Here is an 18383-nt window from a genome sequence, read left to right as displayed (position 1 = left end):
TCTCACTTGAGGTGCAGCCGCTTCATCGTCTTGAGCAGCCCCGCGAGCGTGTCGGCGTACCTGTCGTAGGTCATGCCGAGGATCGGCTCGAAGCCCAGCCACGTGGCCTGGCTCGCCACCGTCTGGACCTCCGTGTACCTCAGCAGGCCCTCGGTCCCGTGGCGGCGGCCGAGCCCGGACGACTTCATCCCGCCCATCGGCGCGTCGTAGGACGCGTACGCCGAGCCGTACCCCTCGTTGATGTTGACGGTGCCCGCCTTGATCCGGGCGGCGAGACGGCGGCCCCGCGCGACGTCCCCGGTCCAGATCGAGGCGTTCAGCCCGTACGCCGTGTCGTTGGCCGCGTGGACCGCCTCATCCTCGTCCCTGAAGCGGTAGAGCGACACGACCGGTCCGAACGTCTCGTCCCGGCAGACGGCCATCTCCTCACCGACGCCGTCGAGGACGGTCGGCTCGTAGAAGAACGGGCCGAGGTCGGGACGCGGCCTGCCGCCCGTCAGCACGGTGGCGCCCTTGGCGACCGCGTCCTCGACGTGCGCGGTGACCCCGTCGAGCTGCCGCTGCGAGGTGAGCGAGCCCATCTGCAGGTCCCAGTCGAGACCTGGGCCGATCTTCATGTTCTCCACCGCCCGCACGAACTTGTCGCGGAAGGCACCGGCGACGGCCTCGTGCACGTAGAGCCGCTCGATCGAGATGCACAGCTGCCCGGCGTTGGTGAAGCAGGCCCGGATCGCGCCCTGCGCGGCGACGTCGAGGTCGGCGTCGTCGAGCACGATCATCGGGTTCTTGCCGCCGAGCTCCAGCGAGCAGCCGATGAGCCGCTTGGCCGCCTCCTCGGCGATCCTGCGCCCGCCGCGCGTCGAGCCGGTGAACGCGACGTAGTCCGCGCCGTCGATCAGCGGGTCGCCGATGTCCTCCGGATCGCCGAGCACGACCTGCCAGATGTCGCGCGGCATGCCCAGCTCGGCCAGCAGGTCGATCGTCCACAGCGTGGACAGCGGGGTCTGGATGTCCGGCTTGTGCACGACCGCGTTGCCCGCGATCAGGGCGGGGACCACGTCGGTGACGCCCAGGGCCAGCGGGTAGTTCCACGGGCTGATCACCGCGACCGTGCCCTTGGGATGGCGCAGCTCGGTGGCCCGGGTGGCGATCGGGAAGATGCCCTGCCTGCGCTGCGGCTCCAGCAGCCCGGGTGCCCGCCGCGCGTAGTAGAGCGTGCAGCCCGCCACGTCCGCCACTTCCTCGTACGCGTGGCGCCGCGCCTTGCCGGTCTCCCACTGCACGATGTCGAGCAACTCCTGGCGGCGGTCGAGCATCGCGTCGTGGAGCCGCAGGAAGGGCCTGATCCGCTCCCGGACCGGCAGCGCCGCCCAGGCCTCCTGCGCCTGCCTGGCCCTCGCGTAAGCCGCCCGGACGTCCTCGGGGGTGGAGATCGGGACCTCGGCCAGGACCTCGCCGGTGAACGGCGCGAGGATCTCCCGCGTCTTGCCCTCCGAGGAGACGTGCGTGAGGATCCGGTCGACCATGGCCGCGTCGAGCGTCCGATTCATGGCACCCATGGCGGAAGAATATTCCGGAGCTCCGCTCGTGGCTACCGGTAAGTAATCACCCTCGCGCCGCGGTTACGCGCTCAGCACCGCGCGGAGCGTCTTCCCGAACTCCGCGGGATGCGTGGTGAGCCCCGTGTGCCCGCCGGGGAAGTGGACGAGCTCCGTGCCGAAGCGTTCGGCCAGGAAGGCGGCGGGACGGTAGGGCAGCTCACCGCGTGAGTCCGCTCCGGCCGCGAGCACGAGCCGGTCCGACAGGGCCTCCAGGCGGGCCACGTCCGGCGTGTACGCCATGAAGCTCGGCACGATACGCCCGAGGAAGTAGGACATGTCCGCCATCGTCCGCTCGGCTCGGGCCGCCGCCTGTGGTGGCAACTCGGTGGCCGCCCGGGAGCCGGCGGGGGCGTCGGCCGGGGCGTCGACTGGGGCGTCGACTGGGGCGTCGACTGGGCCGGCGCCGGGGCGCCTGAGACCGGCCGCGAACACCGCGGCCGCGGGCATCAGCCCCTCCCGGCGGAACGTGTCCCCGACGCGGGCGAGCAGCGCCCGGTGCTCGGCGGCGTCCGGCAGCACCTCGACCACCGGCGGCTCGTGCGCCACGACGCGTTCGACGCGCTCGGGATGGGCGGTGAGCAGGTGCAGGGCGACGATCGCGCCGGAGCTGCAGCCGGCCACGCGGGCGGGCGCGCCCGGAGACAGCAGGTCCAGCAGCCGCACCGCGTCGTCGGCGTGCCGCGCGACCGACTGCTCGGCCTCCGGGTCGTCCAGAGGGCTGCGGGTGAGGCCGCGCGGATCGTAGGACGCGACCGTGTAATCGGTGGCCAGGTCGTCGGCGACCCCGTCGTAGGCGGCCGCGCCGCCCGTGCCGCCGGGGATCAGCAGCAGGAGCGGGCCCGTGCCGCGCACCTCGTAGTGCAGGGTGGCGCCGTCCACGCGCAGGCGGCCGGTGGTCGGGCTGGTCATGCGGGGTCTCCTTCGTCGCGCGGGGGCCAGTGCTCAAGGAGGGTGTGCAGGGCGTCGAGGCAGCGGACCCACGAGTCCTCCGCCGGCCGCGCGTGCGCGAACCCGCCCGCGGCCTCGAGACTCGTGAAGCCGTGCAGCGTGCTGCGCATCAGCCGGACCGCGTCGGTCAGGTCGGGTTCCGCCAGCGCGTAGGCGCGCAGCATGCCGTAGGTCAGCTCGACGGCGCGTCGTGGCCCGGGCGCCCGGGCCACGAGCTCGGGATCGATCTGTATCGGGATCTGCGTCGCCATGTATCGGCCCGGGTGGTCGTGGGCGTACTGCCGCCAGGCGTTCGCGTACGCGACCAGCGCGTCCTTCCCGGCCCGCCCGGCGATCGCCTCCGCGATGCGGAGGGTCTTCTCGTCCGCCGCCAGCAGCGCGATCCGCCCGCGCAGGTCCTCCAGGTTGCGTACGTGCGCGTAGAGACTGGCGTCCTTCACCCCGAGCCGCCGCGCCACCGCCGACATGGTCACGTGGTCGAGCCCGGCCTCGTCCGCCAGCTCGGCACCGGCGAGCGTCACCCGATCCGCCGTCAACCCGGCCCGCCCCATGCGCCCACCCCTCTTCCTAAGGACATTAGCTTTTTCCTAATGCCCCTAGATTGTATCTTGGACTCCAAGGCTGAAGGAACGTCGAACCGGAGCGGAATCCGATCCGTCTTGGGGGCATGAGGACATCGATTCGTACGGCGGGCGTTCTCGCCGCGCTGCTGGCCACGGGAGCCACGGGCTGCGCGGGTGGCCGTACGGCACAGGACTTCCCGCCCTCTCCGGCCGACCTGACCGGCAAGGTGCGGCTCGTCGCCTACACCGACTGTGACGAGCTGACCGAAGGGCTACGGCAGGCGGCCGCGCGGAACGTGACCCCCTGGGGCTTCGGGGAGAACATGCTCTTCGCGGCCCGATCCGACGTCGCCGCCGCCAAGGAGGCGACGTCCGAGCAGCCGTCGCACTCGACCACGAACACGCACGAGGCGGGTGTGGACGAGCCCGACCTGGTCAAGACCGACGGCAATCGGGTGATCACGGTCACGAGAGGCGTGCTGCGCGTCGTGGACGCGAGGAGCCGGAAGGTCACCGGAACGCTGCGTCTCGTCGCCGAGGACCAGTCGTGGGCCCAGGCCGACCTGCTGGTCCACGGCGACCGCGCGCTCGTGCTGTTCCAGGGCGGCGGGATCATCCCGTTCGGGGCGACGGCCAAGACCGGGGTCGGTCCCGGCGGCCCGAGATACGTGCTCGTGGACCTGTCCGGCGAGCCGCGCGTCCTCGGCGCGATGACCGTGCGGGGGCAGCACGTCGACGCCCGGCAGACCGGCTCCACGGTGCGGCTCGTCGTCCGGTCCCAGCCGGCGATCGCCTTCCCGGCGCCGAAGCAGAACGAGCCGGACAAGGATCTGCTCGAAGGCAACCGTCAGGCCGTGCTGTCCGCCCCCGCCGACGCGTGGCTGCCGTCGTACGACGTCGAGTCCGGCGGCGCGAGCCGCACCGAGCGGGTCGGCTGCGACCGGGTCAGCCACCCCGAGCAGTTCACCGGCACCTCGATGCTGACCGTCCACACGATCGATCTGGCCGCCGCCACGCCGTTCGGCTCACTCACCCCGATCGCGGTCGCGGCCGACGGGGACACCGTGTACGGCGCCGCGGGCAGCCTCTACGTCACCAGCAATCCCCGCTGGTGGGCGGCCCGCCCGGTCGACGTGGTGCCGATGCCCGACGCCTCGGCCGCCACGCCCCAGGCGCCACCCGAGCGCACGGAGGTGCACCGCTTCGACGTCTCCGCCCCCGGCGCCCCGCGCTACGTCACCTCCGGATCGGTGCCGGGCCGGCTGCTGAACCAGTACTCCCTGTCGGAGTACGACGGCCATCTGCGGGTGGCGACGACCAGCGGCGCGGAGGTGTTCGGCGCGAGCCCGGGCGGCAGCGAGAGCGGCGTGTACGTGCTCGACGCCGGCACACTCGCACAAACCGGCTCGGTGACGGGCCTCGGCAGGGGCGAGCGGATCTACTCGGTCCGGTTCATGGACGGCCTCGGCTACGTGGTGACGTTCCGCCAGACCGACCCCCTGTACGCGCTGGACCTGCGGGACCCGGCCGCGCCGAAGGTCACCGGCGAGTTGAAGATCACCGGCTTCTCCGCCTATCTCCACCCGGCGGGCGAGGGGCGGCTGATCGGCATCGGCCAGGAGGCGAGCGGGGAGGGCCGCATGCTCGGCACGCAGATCTCGCTGTTCGACGTCGCCGACCCGGCCGCGCCCGCCGTGCTGTCGCGGTTCCACCAGGAGCAGTCCGGCTCCGAGGCCGAGTGGGACCCGCATGCCTTCCTCTACTGGCCCGCCACCGGGCTGGCCGTACTCCCGCTCGCGAACTGGGCCGACGGCGGGATCGCGGGCAGCTCGGCCCTCGCCCTGCGGGTGGGCGACCGTGAGATCACCAAGCTGGGCGTCGTCAGCCACCCGCGGCAGCCCGCCAGGAGCGACTTCGCCCCCGCCGACCAGGGCATCCGCCGTTCCCTCGTCATCGGCGACGACCTGTGGACCCTGTCCGACGGCGGCCTCAAGGTCAGCGACGCGGCCACGCTCGCCGACCGGGCGTGGATCCCCTTCGCCTGACGACGCACCTGCTACTGAAATACGGTTAAGCGAACCGTATTTCAGTGGCGGGGTGATCGCTCATGGTGGCCAAACCGGGACACATCTTCGACCGGACCTGGGAGTGGGAGGCGCTGACGTCCTTCGCGACCGGCACCCAGGCGGAGGTGGCCTTCGGCGTCGTCAGCGGCCGCCGCAGGCAGGGAAAGACATTTCTGCTCAAGAACCTGGCCGAGGCTCTCGGTGGTTTCTACTTCGAGGCGACGGAAGGCACGGAGATCGAGCTGCTCCGCCTGTTCGGCATGGCCCTGGCCAGACACACCGGCTCCCCGGTGGGCTACCCGTTCGCGGACTGGCGGGACGCGCTCACCTTCTTCTTCTCGCTGGCCGAAGACGGTCCGACACCGCTGATCATCGACGAGTTCCCGTATCTGATGAAGGCGAACCCGGCTCTGCCGTCCATTCTCAAGCAGGAGATCGACCTGCGCGGCCGCACGCACGGAGGCGCGAGCAACGCGCGGGTGCTGATCTGCGGCTCCGCACTGTCGGTCATGGGCAAGATCCTCTCCGGGCAGGCGCCGCTACGGGGCCGGGCCCGCCTGGAGCTCGTGATCCAGTCGCTGTCCTACCGGGACGCCGCAGAGTTCTGGGGCGTGCAGGACGACCCTCGCCTGGCGGCGATGCTCCACGCGGTCGTCGGCGGCACCCCGGCCTATCGGGACGAGTTCGTGCTGGGTGACCGGCCGGAGTCGGTCGAGGACTTCGACCGATGGGTGGTCCATACGGTCCTCGACCGGAGAACGTCGCTCTTCCGGGAAGGGCGCTACCTGCTCGCGGAAGAGCCCGACATCCGCGACCCCGCCCTCTACCACTCGGTTCTCTCCGCGGTCGCGGCGGGGAACAACACCTGGGGCGGCATCGCCGGTCACATCGGGTACAAGTCCTCCGACATCGCCCATCCGCTCAACGTCCTGGAGGACTGCGGGCTGCTGGTCAGGGAGAAGGACGCCTTCCGGCCGGGACGGACGCGGTACCGGATCGCGGAGCCGCTCATCACCTTCTACCAGGCCATCATGCGTCCGGAGTGGTCGGACCTCGGCCTCGGCCTCGCCGAGGAAGTCTGGCGGCGCTCCCGTCAGCGCTTCCTGTCGAAGGTGATGGGGCCGCACTTCGAGACCCTCTGCCGGGAGTACGCGTTGCGCCACGGCCGGGAGCACTTCGGCGAGGGCGGCATCGGCGAGGTCGCGGCCGGCACGGTGGCCGACCCCGTGGCCAGGACGCAGATCGACGTGGACGTGGCCGTCCTCGGCCCCGCCTATCCCGGCGAGCCCCGGGCTGTCAGGTCCCTGGGCGAGGCCAAGTGGGACAAGCTCATGGGCATGCGCCATCTGGAGCGCCTTCGCCGGGCCCGCGACCTGCTGTCGGCGAAGGGCTACGACACCTCCGGAACCGTACTGGCCTGCTACAGCGGAGCCGGCTTCGACGACGACCTCCGGGCCGAGGCGGCGCGAGACCCTGCCGTCCTCCTCGTGGACCTGCCGGCACTGTACGGCCGCGCGTGGATCCCCTTCGCCTGAGGGTCAGTTCCCGGTGCCCCGCGACTTCGCGAGGTCACGCGGGGGCGCGACGGGGACGATCTCCGGCGCGCCGAGGCGGATGGCGTCGGCCTCCTGGTCGGTGTCCTGCTCCTGGGAGGCCCGCTCCGCCTCGACCCGCTTGGTGTAGTACTCGACCTCCCGCTTGACCTGCTCGCCGTCCCAGCCGAGCGGGCCGGCCATGAGCTCGGCGGCCTCCCGGGCGACCGCGGTACCCCGGTGGAAGGTCTCGATCGAGATGCGGGTGCGCCGGGTCAGCGCGTCGTTGAGGTGCCGGGCGCCCTCGTGCGTCGCGGCGTACACGATCTCCGCGCGCAGGTAGTCGTCGGCGCCGTCGAGGGGCCGGCCGAGCGAGGGGTCGCGCTCGATGATCGCCAGCACCTCGTCGATGAGCGAGCCGTACCGCTCCAGCAGGTGCTCGATCCTGGCCACGTGCAGCCCGGAGGCGCGCGCCATTCGATGGCGGGAGTTCCACAGGGCCTGGTAGCCCTCTGCGCCGGCGAGCGGCACCTGGTCGGTGCACGACGGCGGCACGCGCTGGTCGAGGCCGAGCGCGACCGCGTCCACGGCGTCGGCCGCCATGACCCGGTACGTCGTGAACTTGCCGCCGGCCACCATGACCAGCCCCGGCACGGGGTGGGCGACGACGTGCTCGCGCGAGAGCTTGGAGGTCTCCTCGGACTCCCCGGCCAGCAGCGGCCGCAGCCCGGCGTACACGCCCTCGACGTCGTCCCTGGTCAGCGGCACCGACAGCACCGAGTTGACCCGGTCGAGCAGGTAGTCGATGTCCGCCCGGGAGGCGGCGGGGTGGGCCTTGTCCAGATTCCAGCGGGTGTCGGTGGTTCCGATGATCCAGTGCCGTCCCCAGGGGATGACGAACAGCACGGACTTCTCGGTACGCATGATCAGGCCGCTGCGCGAGTGGATGCGGTCGCGCGGCACCACGAGATGGATGCCCTTGGACGCCCGCACGTGGATCTGCCCCCGGCCGCCGACGAGCTGCTGGATGTCGTCGGTCCACACGCCGGTCGCGTTGACGACCTGGCGGGCCCGCACGTCCAGCTCCGCGCCCGTCTCCAGGTCGCACACGCGCACTCCGGTGACCCGCTCCCCCTCCCGGAGGAAGCCGACCGCCTGCACCCGCGAGGCGACGTGCGCGCCGTACGTCGCGGCGGTGCGCAGCGTGGTCATCACGTAGCGGGCGTCGTCCACCTGGGCGTCCCAGTACTGCACGGCGCCGGTGAACGCCGACCGCCGCAGCGACGGGACCACCCGGAGGGCCTGGCGGCGGGTCAGGTGGCGGTGCCCCGGCACGCCCCGGGTGAGTCCGAAGGACAGCCCGAGCGTGTCGTAGAGCGCGAGCCCCGCGCCGATGTACGGCCGCTCCCAGCCCGCGTGGGTGAGCGGATACAGGAACGGCACCGGCCTGACCAGGTGCGGCGCGATCCGCTTGAGCAGCAGGGCCCGCTCCCGCAGGGCCTCTCTGACCAGGTCGAAGTTGAACTGCTCCAGGTAGCGCAGCCCCCCGTGGATCAGCTTGGAGGACCGGGACGACGTGCCGGAGGCGAAGTCGCGCGCCTCGACGAGGCCCACCGAGAGCCCTCGGGTCACGGCGTCGAGCGCGACGCCGGCGCCGACCACGCCGCCGCCGATCACGACCACGTCGAGTTCCTGCGCCTCCATCCGCGCCAGGGCGGCGGTGCGTTCCGCCGGGCCGAGTCGCGCCGTGCCCATCCTCGCCGTCATAGGGCTCCTTCTGTACCGCTTTCACCTCTGCTGGGTAAATCTACCCATGAGTAGCTACCCGGGAATCCACTCTTTCCGCCGCCTTTCCCAAGGATCTCCGGAAATGTCGGTCACCTCTCCCCCACACCGGGGCGCCTGCAGGCGACCATCGACGTACGGGCGTGCGGCCCGCCGTACCAGAACCGCCAGCCGAGATCGTAGACCTCGACGTCGGCGGCGCCGCACTCCGTCAGCACCTCCGCGTACCGGTGTGCGTTGCGGAAGTCGGCGATCCGCAGCAGACCGCCCGGTTTGAGCACGCGGAAGGCCTCGCGCACCGCCTCCGCACGGCCCTCCTCCTGGACGATGTTGTGCACGGCGAGACTGGAGACGACCAGGTCGAACGCGGCGTCGTCGAACGGGAGGTCACGCATGTCGCCGGTGACCAGGTCCACCCGGCCGGCGACCCCTTCCGCGCGCGCGTTGGCCAGAGTGGCGTCCTGGCTGTTGCCCGACTGGTCCTTCGTCACCCACAGGTCGACGCCGACGGCCCTGCCGGCGCCGGAAAGCCGCCCGGCGGCCTTCAGCAGCACCATGCCCCGGCCGCAGCCCAGGTCGAGGACCTGCTCGTCCCCCTTCAGCCCGAGCCGGTCGAGTTCGGCGTCCCAGACCCGGAACTTGCCGCGAAGCGTGGTGTGCGCGAACAACGCCGCACCCGCGGCGAGCGCGATCCCGCCCACGAGGAGCACGACGGCCGGGACGGGCAGGCCGACCCCGAACAGCACGGCGGCGAGTGCCAGTTCGGCGATGCCGCCCAGTGTCAGTCCGGCCAGCACGCCGGGGGCGTCCACACCATAGTTCGCACGCGAATTCACCACCGTAAGTTCTTACCTCTGGCTCACTGCCATGTACAGGATTGCTATTCGCACCACTATGAGGACTTATTGCACTAATGAGCGCTTTCCGCTGAAATCGGGACGTCCCCGTACGGCGGGGGCGTCCGGACCCGGAGCGGCGGGCGCGGGCCGCACACGCGAGGATGGCGGCATGAGCGTGACTCTCTCCGATGCCCGCGTCGTCACTCCCGACGGCGTCCACGACGGCTGGCTGACCATCGAGGACGGCAGGATCACCCACATCGGGCGCGGGCAGGCGCCGCGCGACGGGTTCGGCCTGGGCGGACGCACCGTCGTCCCCGGCTTCGTCGACATCCACAGTCACGGCGGCGCCGGCGGAAGCTTCCCCGACGGCGACCCCGCGAGCGCCGCCGAGGTCGCCGCCTTCCACCTCGGGCGCGGCACGACCACCCTCATGGCCAGCCTGGTCACCGCCGCGCCCGACACGCTCACGCGGGCCGCGGCGACACTCGCCGACCTGTGCGAGCAGGGCCTGGTCGCCGGCATCCACTTCGAGGGGCCGTACATCGCCCGGTCGCGGTGCGGCGCGCACGAGCCCACGCTGCTGCGCGAACCGGACCGGGCGGAGTTCCGTGCGCTGGTCAAGGCCGGGTGCGGGCACGTGCGGATGCTGACGATCGCCCCGGAACTACCGAACGCGCTCGACGTGATCAGGGACGCCGCCGCCGAGGGGATCGTCGCCGCCCTCGGTCACAGCGACGCCACCTACGAGCAGACACTCGACGGCATCGAGGCGGGGGCGAGCGTGGCGACCCACCTTTACAACGCGATGCCCTCGCTGGGCCACCGCGCGCCCGGGCCGATCGCCGCCCTGCTGCAGGACGAGCGGGTGACGGTCGAACTCATCAACGACGGGGTCCACGTCCACCCGGCCATGCTGCGCCTGGCCATGGACGCGGCGGGCGCGGACCGTACGGCGCTGATCACCGACGCCATGGCGGCCGCCGGCATGGGCGACGGGCGCTACCCGCTCGGCCCGATGACCGTCGACGTCGTCGACGGAGTGGCCCGGCTCGCCTCCGACACCCCGGGGCGACCGGGCTCGATCGCCGGCAGCACGCTCACGATGGACGTGGCCTTCCGCCGCACGGTGCGGGAGGTCGGGCGCTCGCTGGTGGACGCCGCCCGCATGGCCTCCCTGACCCCGGCCCGTGTCCTCGGCCTGGACGGCGAGGTCGGCTCGATCACGGTCGGCAAGTATGCCGATCTGGTCGTGCTCGGCGACGACCTGGACGTCGCCGGCGTGATGCGTCGCGGCGCCTGGGTCCGCCACCCCTGACCGGCGGCCGCGGGACCGCTCTCCGTGCCGTGCCGCCCCGGGCGCTGCCGGGCGGAGGACCGGTGGGGGCGCGGCGCGGTCAGGGGATGATCCGGCGGTGGCGGAAGCCGGCGAAGATGTCCAGGAACATCTTCCGGGTGTCGACGAACTCGTGGAAACCGAACCGCCGCGCCTTCGAGCCGTCGGCGATGAAGTCGTAGTCCCAGGAGAAGACCGCGTCGCCGAAGGCCCACGAGGACACCTCCTGGTAGGAGTGCTTCGCCAGGCCGTGCCGCTCGACCATCGCGTCCCACAGCGGCTCCTTGTCCGCCATGACCTCCGCCAGCGACATGTGCAGCGGCGGCGCCACCTCCAGGTCGAAGAAGCGGGCGATCTCCGGCCACATCTCCTCCCACCGGAACAGATCGCCGTTGTTGATGTTGAACGCCTGGTTGGCGCACGCCTCACTGGTCGCCGCCCACACCGTGGCCTTGGCCAGCAGCGTCGCGTCGGTCATCTCCAGCAGGGTGCGGTACGCCCCGGGCCTGCCGGGGAACCGCAGCGGCAGGCTCAGTTCCTTGGAGATCGCCGCGTACACCCCGATCACCATGGCGAGGTTCATCGGGTTGCCGAGGGCGAACCCGCACACCACCGAGGGGCGCAGCGCGGACCAGGTCCACGCCTTGCCCTTCTGGCGCTCTTCGAGGAAGTTCTGCTGGTCCACGTTGAACTCCGGCGGCATGTGGTGGGGGTCGTCCTCCCGCGCGGGTGTCTTGAACGGCCCGAGGTGCGCGCCGTACACCTTGTAGCCCTGCATCAGGCTGACGTGGCGCAGGCCGGGTGAGGCGGCCTCCACGGCCTCGACGACGTTGACCAGCATGGCGAGGTTGGGCGGCACCAGCTCCGCCCAGGTGGGCCGGTCCTGGTAGGCGGCGTGGAAGACGTGCGTGACGCGGTCGAGGCCGCGCAGCCGCTCCCGGCAGTCGTCGGCGTTCAGCAGGTCCACGGCGATGTGCCTGACCCGGCCCGCGTCGCCCCCGCCCCGGCGGGACAGACCGATCACGTCCCAGTCTCCGAGCTCCACGAGGTGGTCGATCAGGTTGCGGCCGATGACGCCGTTCGCCCCGACGACAAGGGCGACCTTGTTGTCCGTGTTCATGGCTCAAGCTTCGGGCAAGCAGCGGTGATTAGTCCAAGACATGCCTTTCACGCATCCAATAACATCTATTCATGGCAAGCCTGCGGCAGCTCGAATACCTGGTCACGATCGTGGACGAGGGGTCGTTCACCAGGGCGGCCGAACTCCTCCACGTGTCCCAGCCCGCGCTGTCCCACCAGGTGCGGGCGCTCGAACGCGACATCGGCGGCCCGCTCCTCGAACGTCTCCCCCGAGCGGTACGGCTCACCGCGATGGGCCGGGCGATGCTGCCGCACGCCCGGGCCGCGCTGGCCGACGCGGAGCGGGCGCGGTGCGCGGCACGACAGGCCGGCGGCCTGGAGACCGGGGAGCTCCAGGTCGCGACCCTCTATTCGGTGAGCCTCGGCGTGCTGCCGCCCGCGCTCCGTGCCTGGCGGCGCTCGCATCCCGGCGTACGGGTCAGGCTGTTCGAGCATCCGCACGCCGAGCAGTTGCGCGAGGCGATGCTGGCCGGCCAGGCGGACCTCGCGATCGGGCCGGCCCCGCGCGACTGGGACGGCCCGGTCACGCCGCTCGGCACCGAACCGTTCCTCGTCGTGCTGCCCGCCGACGACCCGGCGGGCCGCCCGGGCCACGGCACCGACGGCGTGCATGGCGGCGACGGCACCGACGGCACGGACAGCGCGCACGGCGCGGACGGCGCGCACGGCGCGGACGGCGCGGACGGCGCGGACGGCGCGGACGGCGTGGACGGCGTGGAGGTTGTGCACGGCGCGGACACTGTGGACCTGACGGCGCTGGCCGACCGCGACTGGGTGCACTTCGCGCCGGGCAACGGGCTCGGCGAGATCCTCGACCAGGCGTGCGCGGCGGCCGGTTTCCCGCCGCGGGCCGCCGTACGCACCGAGCAGACCGCCGCCGCGCCCGTCCTCGCCGCCGCCGGGCTGGGTCCCACCCTGGTGCCCGCCAACGTCATCCCGCCCCACTTCGACGGACGCGTGCTGTGGCCCCGGCCGCCCGTGGAGCGCGTCATGACGGCCTACACGCGGGGCCGTCCCGATCCCCTCGCCGCCGCCTTCATCGCGACGCTCGGGCGTGCGGCGTGCCTGGTGCCCACCCACGTACGCGCCCTTCGCTGAGGACCCCCGCGGACGGCTATCGGCCGGTCAGCCGGTGCGTCGGACGCGGGTCAGGGCCAGCCCGCCGACGACCGCGCCGGCCGGCCCCACCACCAGGGCGAGGTAGCCCCCGACTATTCCGTAGCCCGTGCCGGGACCACCGTCGGCGGCGGCCACGACCAGCCCGCCGATGACCGTGCCGGCCAGCCCGGCCACCAGGGCCACGACGGCCCCGCTTCTCGCGTCGCCGATACCGATACGGCCGGCGGCGCGGGCCAGAGCCAACCCGCCGACGACCACGCCGACCAGCCCCAGCAGCATGGCCGCAAGAGCCCACAGACGTCCGGCGGTCATGGTGTAGGCGCCGACGCCGGCCGGCTGGACCAGGAGATGCGCCGCCGACGGCGTGGCCCGACCGGCATATCCGAGCAGGGCGGTCGAGGCGGCGGCGAACAGGTGACGGACGGGCATGAGGTGCTCTTTCTCCTCGTACGACGGGACGTCACCCGAGCATGTCCGCCGGACCCGCCGCCGGTCGTCCGCCGCGAGCGGGCGATCGGCGCTGCCGCCGACGCCGCACCCGGCTGCCGCGGAGGCCGCAGGAGCGGTGGAAGTACCGCGGACGCGGTAGGCGACCGATCACCCGCGCGGAGGAGCCTCCCGCGCCGGCATCCGGCTAGGGTGCGCGCATGAGGACAGTCCGGTCCGGTGTCAGAGACTGGGCGATCGCCGTCTGCGTGGCGGCGACGCTGCTGGTCACCGGGCTGTCCAAGCAGCACCAGGCGACCGACCTCGATCCGGTCGGCTACACGCTGCTGGCGGCCGGCGGCCTGGCACTGGCCGCGGGCCGCAGGGCGCCGGTTCCCGTCCTGGCCGTCACCGGGCTGTGCGCGGTGGGTTACCAGGCGGCCGGTTTCGACGTGCCCGCCGTCGCGTACCTGTTCGCGGTGTACGCCGCGATGCGGGCGGGACACCGCGCCGTCACGGTGGCGGCGAGTGTGACGATGCTGGCCGCTCTCGCCCTCGCGGCCCTGGCGTCGGGCCTGCACGACACGGGCGCGGCGCTCGCGCAGGCCCGCGGCGCCCTCGAACTGGCCTGGCTGATCGCCGCCGGCGCCGCGGGTGAGGCGCTGCGGCAGGCCGAGCGCCGGGCGGAGGAGGCCGAGCGCACCCGTGAGGAGACCGCGCGGCGCCGGGCCGACGAGGAGCGGCTGCACATCGCGCGGGAGCTGCACGACTCGCTGACCCACCAGATCTCGGTCATCAAGGTGCAGGCGGAGGTCGCCGTGCACGTGGCACGCAAGCGGGGTGAACAGGTGCCGGAGTCCCTGCTGGCGATCCGGGAGGCCGGCCGTGAGGCGGCTCGCGAACTGCGGGCGACCCTCGAGGCGCTGCGTGACGACGGCGAGAACCCGGCGCACGGGCTCGACCACGTCCCGGAACTGGTGCGACGGGCCCGGACGACCGGCCTCGACGCGACCCTGACGATCGAGGGACACCGCGACGACGTGCCGGCCGCGGTGGACCGGACCGCGTACCGGATCGTCCAGGAGTCACTGACCAACATCGCCCGGCACGCGTCCGCCACCACCGCGGCGGTCCGGATCGACTACCGTCCGGGCGCCCTGGTCGTGCGGGTCGACGACGACGGAAAGGCCACGCCCGGCACCGCGCCCGTGCCCGGCGTCGGACTGCTCGGCATGCGCGAACGGGTCACCGCCCTCGGCGGTCACCTGCGCGCGGAGCCGCGCGGCGAGGGCGGCTTCACCGTGCACGCCGAACTCCCGGTGGATCGGACGCCGTGATCCGGGTCCTGCTGGTCGACGACCAGCCGCTCCTTCGCAGCGGATTCCGCGCGCTTCTCGACCTCGAAGACGACATCGAGGTGGTCGCCGAGGCCGGCGACGGGATGGAGGGCCTGGCCCTGGTCAGGGAACATCTGCCCGACGTCGCTCTCATCGACATCCAGATGCCGGTCGTCGACGGCATCGAGGCGACCCGGCGTATCGCCGCGGACCCGGCCCTGGCCGGGGTGCACGTCGTCATCCTGACCAACTACGGCCTGGACGAGTACGTCTTCAACGCGTTGCGCGCCGGCGCCGCCGGCTTCCTCGTCAAGGACATCGTGCCGGAAGACTTCCTGCACGCCGTCCGCGTCGCCGCGCGTGGCGACGCCCTGCTCGCACCGTCGATCACCCGCAAGCTGATCGACCGGTACGTCACCCAGCCGCTACAGACGGACGCCGACGTGGAGCTGGAGGATCTGACCAACCGCGAACGCGAGGCCGTGGCCCTGGTCGCCCACGGCCTGTCCAACGACCAGATCGCCGACCGCATGATGATCAGCCCGATGACCGCGAAAACCCACATCAACCGGGCCATGGCCAAGCTTCACGCCCGTGACCGCGCGCAGCTCGTGGTCTTCGCCTACGAGTCCGGCCTGGTGACCCCGCGCGGCCGCTGACGCGGCGCCCGGTGTCCTGTACGGGGGCCGAATGTCCGGAGCGGGGCCGGGCCCCGCTCCGGGTGACGGCTCAGCGCTGCGGCGGGGCGACGACCACCTCGACGCGCTGGAACTCCTTGAGGTCGGAGTATCCGGCCGTGGCCATCGTGCGGCGCAGCGCGCCGAGCAGGTTCATCGAGCCGTCGGCCAGCGACGACGGGCCGTGCAGGATCTCCTTCAGCGTACCGATCGTGCCGAACTCGACCCGCTTGCCGCGCGGCAGCTCAGGGTGGTGGGCCTCCGATCCCCAGTGAAACCCGCGGCCGGGGGCCTCGCTGGCCCGCGCGAGCGGCGAGCCCACCATGACGGCGTCGGCGCCGCAGGCGATCGCCTTGGCGATGTCGCCGGAGCCGCCCATGCCGCCGTCGGCGATGACGTGGACGTACCGGCCGCCCGACTCGTCCATGTAGTCGCGGCGGGCCGCGGCCACGTCGGAGATCGCGGTGGCCATCGGCACGACCACGCCCAGCACGTTGCGGGTGGTGTGCGAGGCGCCGCCGCCGAAGCCGACCAGCACGCCGGCCGCGCCGGTCCGCATGAGGTGCAGTGCAGCCGTGTACGTCGCGCAGCCGCCCACGATGACCGGGACGTCGAGCTCGTAGATGAACTGCTTGAGGTTGAGCGGCTCGGCCCGGCCCGACACGTGCTCCGCGGAGACCGTGGTGCCGCGGATCACGAAGATGTCCACGCCCGCGTCGATCACGGCCTTGTGGTGCTGCACGGTGCGCTGCGGCGACAGCCGTACGGCGGTGGTGACGCCGGCGGCGCGGATCTCCTCGATGCGCCGGCCGATCAGCTCGTCCCTGATGGGCGCGGTGTAGATCTCCTGCAGCCGCCGGGTCGCGGCCTCCCGGTCGAGGGTGGCCACCTCTTCCAGCAGCGGCGCCGGGTCCTCGTAGCGGGTCCAGAGCCCTTCGAGGTCGAGCACGCCGAGTCCGCCCAGGCGCCCGATCTCGATGGCCGTCTGCGGCGACACGACGCTGTCCATCGGGCTCGCCACGAGCGGAGAGTCGAACCGGTAGGCGTCGATCTGCCAGGAGATCGACACCTCCTCCGGGTCGCGGGTGCGCCGGGAGGGCACGATGCCGATCTCGTCCAGCGCGTAGGCACGCCGTCCGCTCTTGCCGCGCCCGATCTCCACCTGTGTCATATCGCCTGTTCTTTCCGTTTCTTCCGGTACGAACTATCGCCCGTGGTAGTTCGGGGCCTCGACCGTCATCTGGATGTCATGCGGGTGGCTCTCCTTGAGCCCGGCCGCCGTGATCGGCATGAGCTGCGCCTTCTCGTGCAGCTCCTGGATCGTCCGGGAGCCGGTGTACCACATGCCCTGCCGAAGACCGCCGACCAACTGGTGGGCCACCGCCGCGACCGGGCCGCGGTAGGGCACCTGGCCCTCGATGCCCTCGGGGATGTACTTGTCCTCCCCGGACACCTCGGCCTGCGCGTACCTGTCCTTGCTGAACGACGCGCCGCCGCGCTCGCGGTTGCGCACCGCGCCCAGCGAGCCCATCCCCCGGTACGACTTGAACTGCTTGCCGTTGATGAAGATCAGCTCGCCGGGCGACTCCTCGCAGCCGGCCAGCAGCGAGCCCAGCATGACCGTGTCGGCCCCGGCGGCCAGCGCCTTGGCAATGTCGCCCGAGTACTGCAGGCCGCCGTCGCCGATGACGGGGACGCCCGCGGGGCCGCACGCCAGCGCAGCCTCGTAGATGGCGGTGAGCTGCGGGGCGCCCACACCCGCGACGACCCGGGTGGTGCAGATGGAGCCGGGCCCGACGCCCACCTTGACCGCGTCGGCGCCGGCGTCGACCAGTGCCTGCGCGCCCGCGCGGGTGGCGACGTTGCCGCCGATGACGTCGACCCGGCCGTTGGCCTTGATCTTGGCGATCATGTCGCACACGCCCCGCGAGTGCCCGTGCGCGGTGTCGACGATGATGACGTCCGCACCCGCCTCGATCAGTGTCATGGCGCGCTCCTCGGCGTCGCCGGCGACGCCCACGGCCGCGCCGACCATGAGGCGGCCGTCGGCGTCCTTGGTCGCGATCGGGTACTGCTCGCTCTTGGTGAAGTCCTTGACCGTGATGAGGCCCTGCAGGCGACCGGCCTCGTCCACGAGCGGGAGCTTCTCGACCTTGTTCTGCCGCAGCAGCCGGAACGCCTCGTCGCGGTCGACGCCCACCGGCGCGGTGACCAGCGGCATCGGGGTCATGACATCGCGCACGGCCCGGCTCTGGTCGCTCTCGAACCGCATGTCCCGGTTGGTGACGATGCCCACGAGCACGCCGTCCGCGTCGGTGACCGGGACCCCGGAGATCCGGTAGGTGGCGCACAGCCGCTCGACGTCGGCGAGGGTGTCCTCGGGTGAGCAGGTCACGGGGTTGGTGACCATCCCCGCCTCGGACCGCTTGACCAGGTCGACCTGCTGCGCCTGCTCCTCGATCGAGAGGTTGCGGTGCAGGATGCCGATGCCGCCCTGCCGCGCCATGGCGACCGCCATGCGCGCCTCGGTGACCGTGTCCATCGCGGCCGACACCAGCGGGATCCGCAGGGTGATGCTCCGGGACAGCCGCGTCGCCGTGTCGGCCTCCCCCGGTTGCAGGTCCGAATAGGCGGGAACGAGGAGCACGTCGTCGAACGTGAGTCCCGGTTCGGTGAACTTGGCCATCTGCTGCACCCCTCCTGCGCTGTGGGTCCCTCGCGCGTGGGTCCCTCGCCAGACCCGAGGTCAGTCTAGTGGCCGCCCCAAACCGCATCCGGCAGACCTGTCAAGAGGGACGGCACAAAAAGTGGGGGGACCGGCTTCCGGTCCCCCCACTTCCGCGCGTCGCGCCCGCCACGCCGTCGAGCCCCCCTCCGCGCCCGGCAGACGCGGCGTTCCCGGCTAACGCTGAGTCAAGGATGCGTCACACAGCGTCCATGCGCAATGGCGTAACGTGCAACTGCACAAAGATGCATTTCGCGCTTTCGAAACTGCGACCGAAACAAAATGCGAT

The 18383-nt window shown here is 72.1% G+C and carries 15 protein-coding genes; 6 read left to right on the top strand and 9 right to left on the bottom strand.

What is annotated here, in order from left to right; genetic code table 11:
* Positions 1-2: 2 nt before the first annotated feature.
* From HHX41_RS27585 to HHX41_RS27575, 3 genes are all read right to left on the bottom strand, one after another.
* Entirely contained in the window at positions 3-1559 is a 1557-nt protein-coding gene (locus HHX41_RS27585; RefSeq protein WP_182908298.1) for a succinic semialdehyde dehydrogenase, read from the bottom strand.
* A gap of 63 nt (positions 1560-1622) precedes the next feature.
* On the bottom strand, positions 1623-2510 hold the full coding sequence (locus HHX41_RS27580; RefSeq protein WP_182908297.1) for an alpha/beta fold hydrolase: 888 nt from the start codon (positions 2508-2510) through the stop codon (positions 1623-1625).
* A complete protein-coding gene (locus tag HHX41_RS27575) occupies positions 2507-3100 on the bottom strand; it encodes a TetR/AcrR family transcriptional regulator (protein ID WP_182908296.1) in 594 nt (197 codons plus the stop codon). Before HHX41_RS27575 ends, HHX41_RS27580 begins: the two co-directional genes overlap by 4 nt.
* A 116-nt stretch (positions 3101-3216) precedes the next feature.
* Here HHX41_RS27575 and HHX41_RS27570 point away from each other — a divergent pair, with 116 nt between their 5' ends.
* Positions 3217-5157 carry a beta-propeller domain-containing protein gene (locus HHX41_RS27570; RefSeq protein WP_182908295.1) on the top strand — a complete coding sequence of 647 codons (1941 nt, stop codon included), beginning with the start codon at positions 3217-3219 and terminating at the stop codon, positions 5155-5157.
* A gap of 62 nt (positions 5158-5219) precedes the next feature.
* Entirely contained in the window at positions 5220-6713 is a 1494-nt protein-coding gene (locus HHX41_RS27565) for an ATP-binding protein (RefSeq protein ID WP_220504468.1), read from the top strand.
* A 3-nt stretch (positions 6714-6716) separates the two neighbouring features.
* Here HHX41_RS27565 and HHX41_RS27560 read toward each other — a convergent pair whose 3' ends face one another.
* Positions 6717-8477: a glycerol-3-phosphate dehydrogenase/oxidase gene (locus tag HHX41_RS27560; RefSeq protein ID WP_182908294.1), complete on the bottom strand. Its 1761-nt coding sequence runs from the start codon at positions 8475-8477 to the stop codon at positions 6717-6719.
* A 110-nt stretch (positions 8478-8587) separates the two neighbouring features.
* Positions 8588-9334, bottom strand: a complete 747-nt coding sequence (locus HHX41_RS27555; protein WP_182908293.1) for a class I SAM-dependent methyltransferase — start codon at positions 9332-9334, stop codon at positions 8588-8590.
* A 169-nt stretch (positions 9335-9503) separates the two neighbouring features.
* Between HHX41_RS27555 and nagA the strand changes: the two genes are divergently transcribed.
* Entirely contained in the window at positions 9504-10652 is a 1149-nt protein-coding gene (nagA, locus tag HHX41_RS27550) for an N-acetylglucosamine-6-phosphate deacetylase (protein WP_182908292.1), read from the top strand.
* Positions 10653-10731: 79 nt separating this feature from the next.
* Here nagA and HHX41_RS27545 read toward each other — a convergent pair whose 3' ends face one another.
* Positions 10732-11790 carry an SDR family oxidoreductase gene (locus HHX41_RS27545; RefSeq protein ID WP_182908291.1) on the bottom strand — a complete coding sequence of 353 codons (1059 nt, stop codon included), beginning with the start codon at positions 11788-11790 and terminating at the stop codon, positions 10732-10734.
* A 71-nt stretch (positions 11791-11861) separates the two neighbouring features.
* On the opposite strand from HHX41_RS27545, the gene HHX41_RS27540 reads away from it, so the two are divergent.
* The gene (locus HHX41_RS27540) at positions 11862-12908 is read left to right on the top strand and encodes a LysR family transcriptional regulator (RefSeq protein WP_182908290.1); all 1047 of its coding nucleotides are present in this window, start codon (positions 11862-11864) and stop codon (positions 12906-12908) included.
* 27 nt (positions 12909-12935) lie between these two features.
* Here the strand turns inward: HHX41_RS27540 and HHX41_RS27535 are convergent, their stop codons facing one another.
* The gene (locus HHX41_RS27535) at positions 12936-13358 is read right to left on the bottom strand and encodes a DUF6223 family protein (protein WP_182908289.1); all 423 of its coding nucleotides are present in this window, start codon (positions 13356-13358) and stop codon (positions 12936-12938) included.
* A 218-nt stretch (positions 13359-13576) separates the two neighbouring features.
* Between HHX41_RS27535 and HHX41_RS27530 the strand changes: the two genes are divergently transcribed.
* Both HHX41_RS27530 and HHX41_RS27525 read left to right on the top strand, forming a co-directional pair.
* Positions 13577-14692, top strand: a complete 1116-nt coding sequence (locus tag HHX41_RS27530) for a sensor histidine kinase (protein ID WP_182908288.1) — start codon at positions 13577-13579, stop codon at positions 14690-14692.
* Positions 14689-15351, top strand: a complete 663-nt coding sequence (locus HHX41_RS27525) for a response regulator transcription factor (protein WP_182908287.1) — start codon at positions 14689-14691, stop codon at positions 15349-15351. Before HHX41_RS27530 ends, HHX41_RS27525 begins: the two co-directional genes overlap by 4 nt.
* A gap of 70 nt (positions 15352-15421) precedes the next feature.
* Here the strand turns inward: HHX41_RS27525 and HHX41_RS27520 are convergent, their stop codons facing one another.
* Positions 15422-16540: a GuaB3 family IMP dehydrogenase-related protein gene (locus HHX41_RS27520; RefSeq protein ID WP_182908286.1), complete on the bottom strand. Its 1119-nt coding sequence runs from the start codon at positions 16538-16540 to the stop codon at positions 15422-15424.
* Positions 16541-16573: 33 nt separating this feature from the next.
* Positions 16574-18055, bottom strand: a complete 1482-nt coding sequence (guaB, locus tag HHX41_RS27515) for an IMP dehydrogenase (protein WP_169985234.1) — start codon at positions 18053-18055, stop codon at positions 16574-16576.
* Positions 18056-18383 lie beyond the last annotated feature (328 nt).

The sequence above is a fragment of the Microbispora sp. H13382 genome (assembly GCF_014161445.1).
Taxonomy (GTDB): domain Bacteria; phylum Actinomycetota; class Actinomycetes; order Streptosporangiales; family Streptosporangiaceae; genus Microbispora.
This window is presented reverse-complemented; position numbering and strand designations above follow the sequence as displayed.

Coding starts and splice junctions, on each gene's coding strand:
- HHX41_RS27565 (WP_220504468.1), top strand. CDS start 5,220: ATGGTGGCCAAACCGGGACACATCTTCGACCGGACCTGGGAGTGGGAG.
- HHX41_RS27570 (WP_182908295.1), top strand. CDS start 3,217: ATGAGGACATCGATTCGTACGGCGGGCGTTCTCGCCGCGCTGCTGGCC.
- HHX41_RS27530 (WP_182908288.1), top strand. CDS start 13,577: ATGAGGACAGTCCGGTCCGGTGTCAGAGACTGGGCGATCGCCGTCTGC.
- HHX41_RS27575 (WP_182908296.1), bottom strand. CDS start 3,100: ATGGGGCGGGCCGGGTTGACGGCGGATCGGGTGACGCTCGCCGGTGCC.
- HHX41_RS27580 (WP_182908297.1), bottom strand. CDS start 2,510: ATGACCAGCCCGACCACCGGCCGCCTGCGCGTGGACGGCGCCACCCTG.
- HHX41_RS27520 (WP_182908286.1), bottom strand. CDS start 16,540: ATGACACAGGTGGAGATCGGGCGCGGCAAGAGCGGACGGCGTGCCTAC.
- HHX41_RS27585 (WP_182908298.1), bottom strand. CDS start 1,559: ATGGGTGCCATGAATCGGACGCTCGACGCGGCCATGGTCGACCGGATC.
- HHX41_RS27535 (WP_182908289.1), bottom strand. CDS start 13,358: ATGCCCGTCCGTCACCTGTTCGCCGCCGCCTCGACCGCCCTGCTCGGA.
- HHX41_RS27540 (WP_182908290.1), top strand. CDS start 11,862: ATGGCAAGCCTGCGGCAGCTCGAATACCTGGTCACGATCGTGGACGAG.
- guaB (WP_169985234.1), bottom strand. CDS start 18,055: ATGGCCAAGTTCACCGAACCGGGACTCACGTTCGACGACGTGCTCCTC.
- HHX41_RS27560 (WP_182908294.1), bottom strand. CDS start 8,477: ATGACGGCGAGGATGGGCACGGCGCGACTCGGCCCGGCGGAACGCACC.
- HHX41_RS27545 (WP_182908291.1), bottom strand. CDS start 11,790: ATGAACACGGACAACAAGGTCGCCCTTGTCGTCGGGGCGAACGGCGTC.
- nagA (WP_182908292.1), top strand. CDS start 9,504: ATGAGCGTGACTCTCTCCGATGCCCGCGTCGTCACTCCCGACGGCGTC.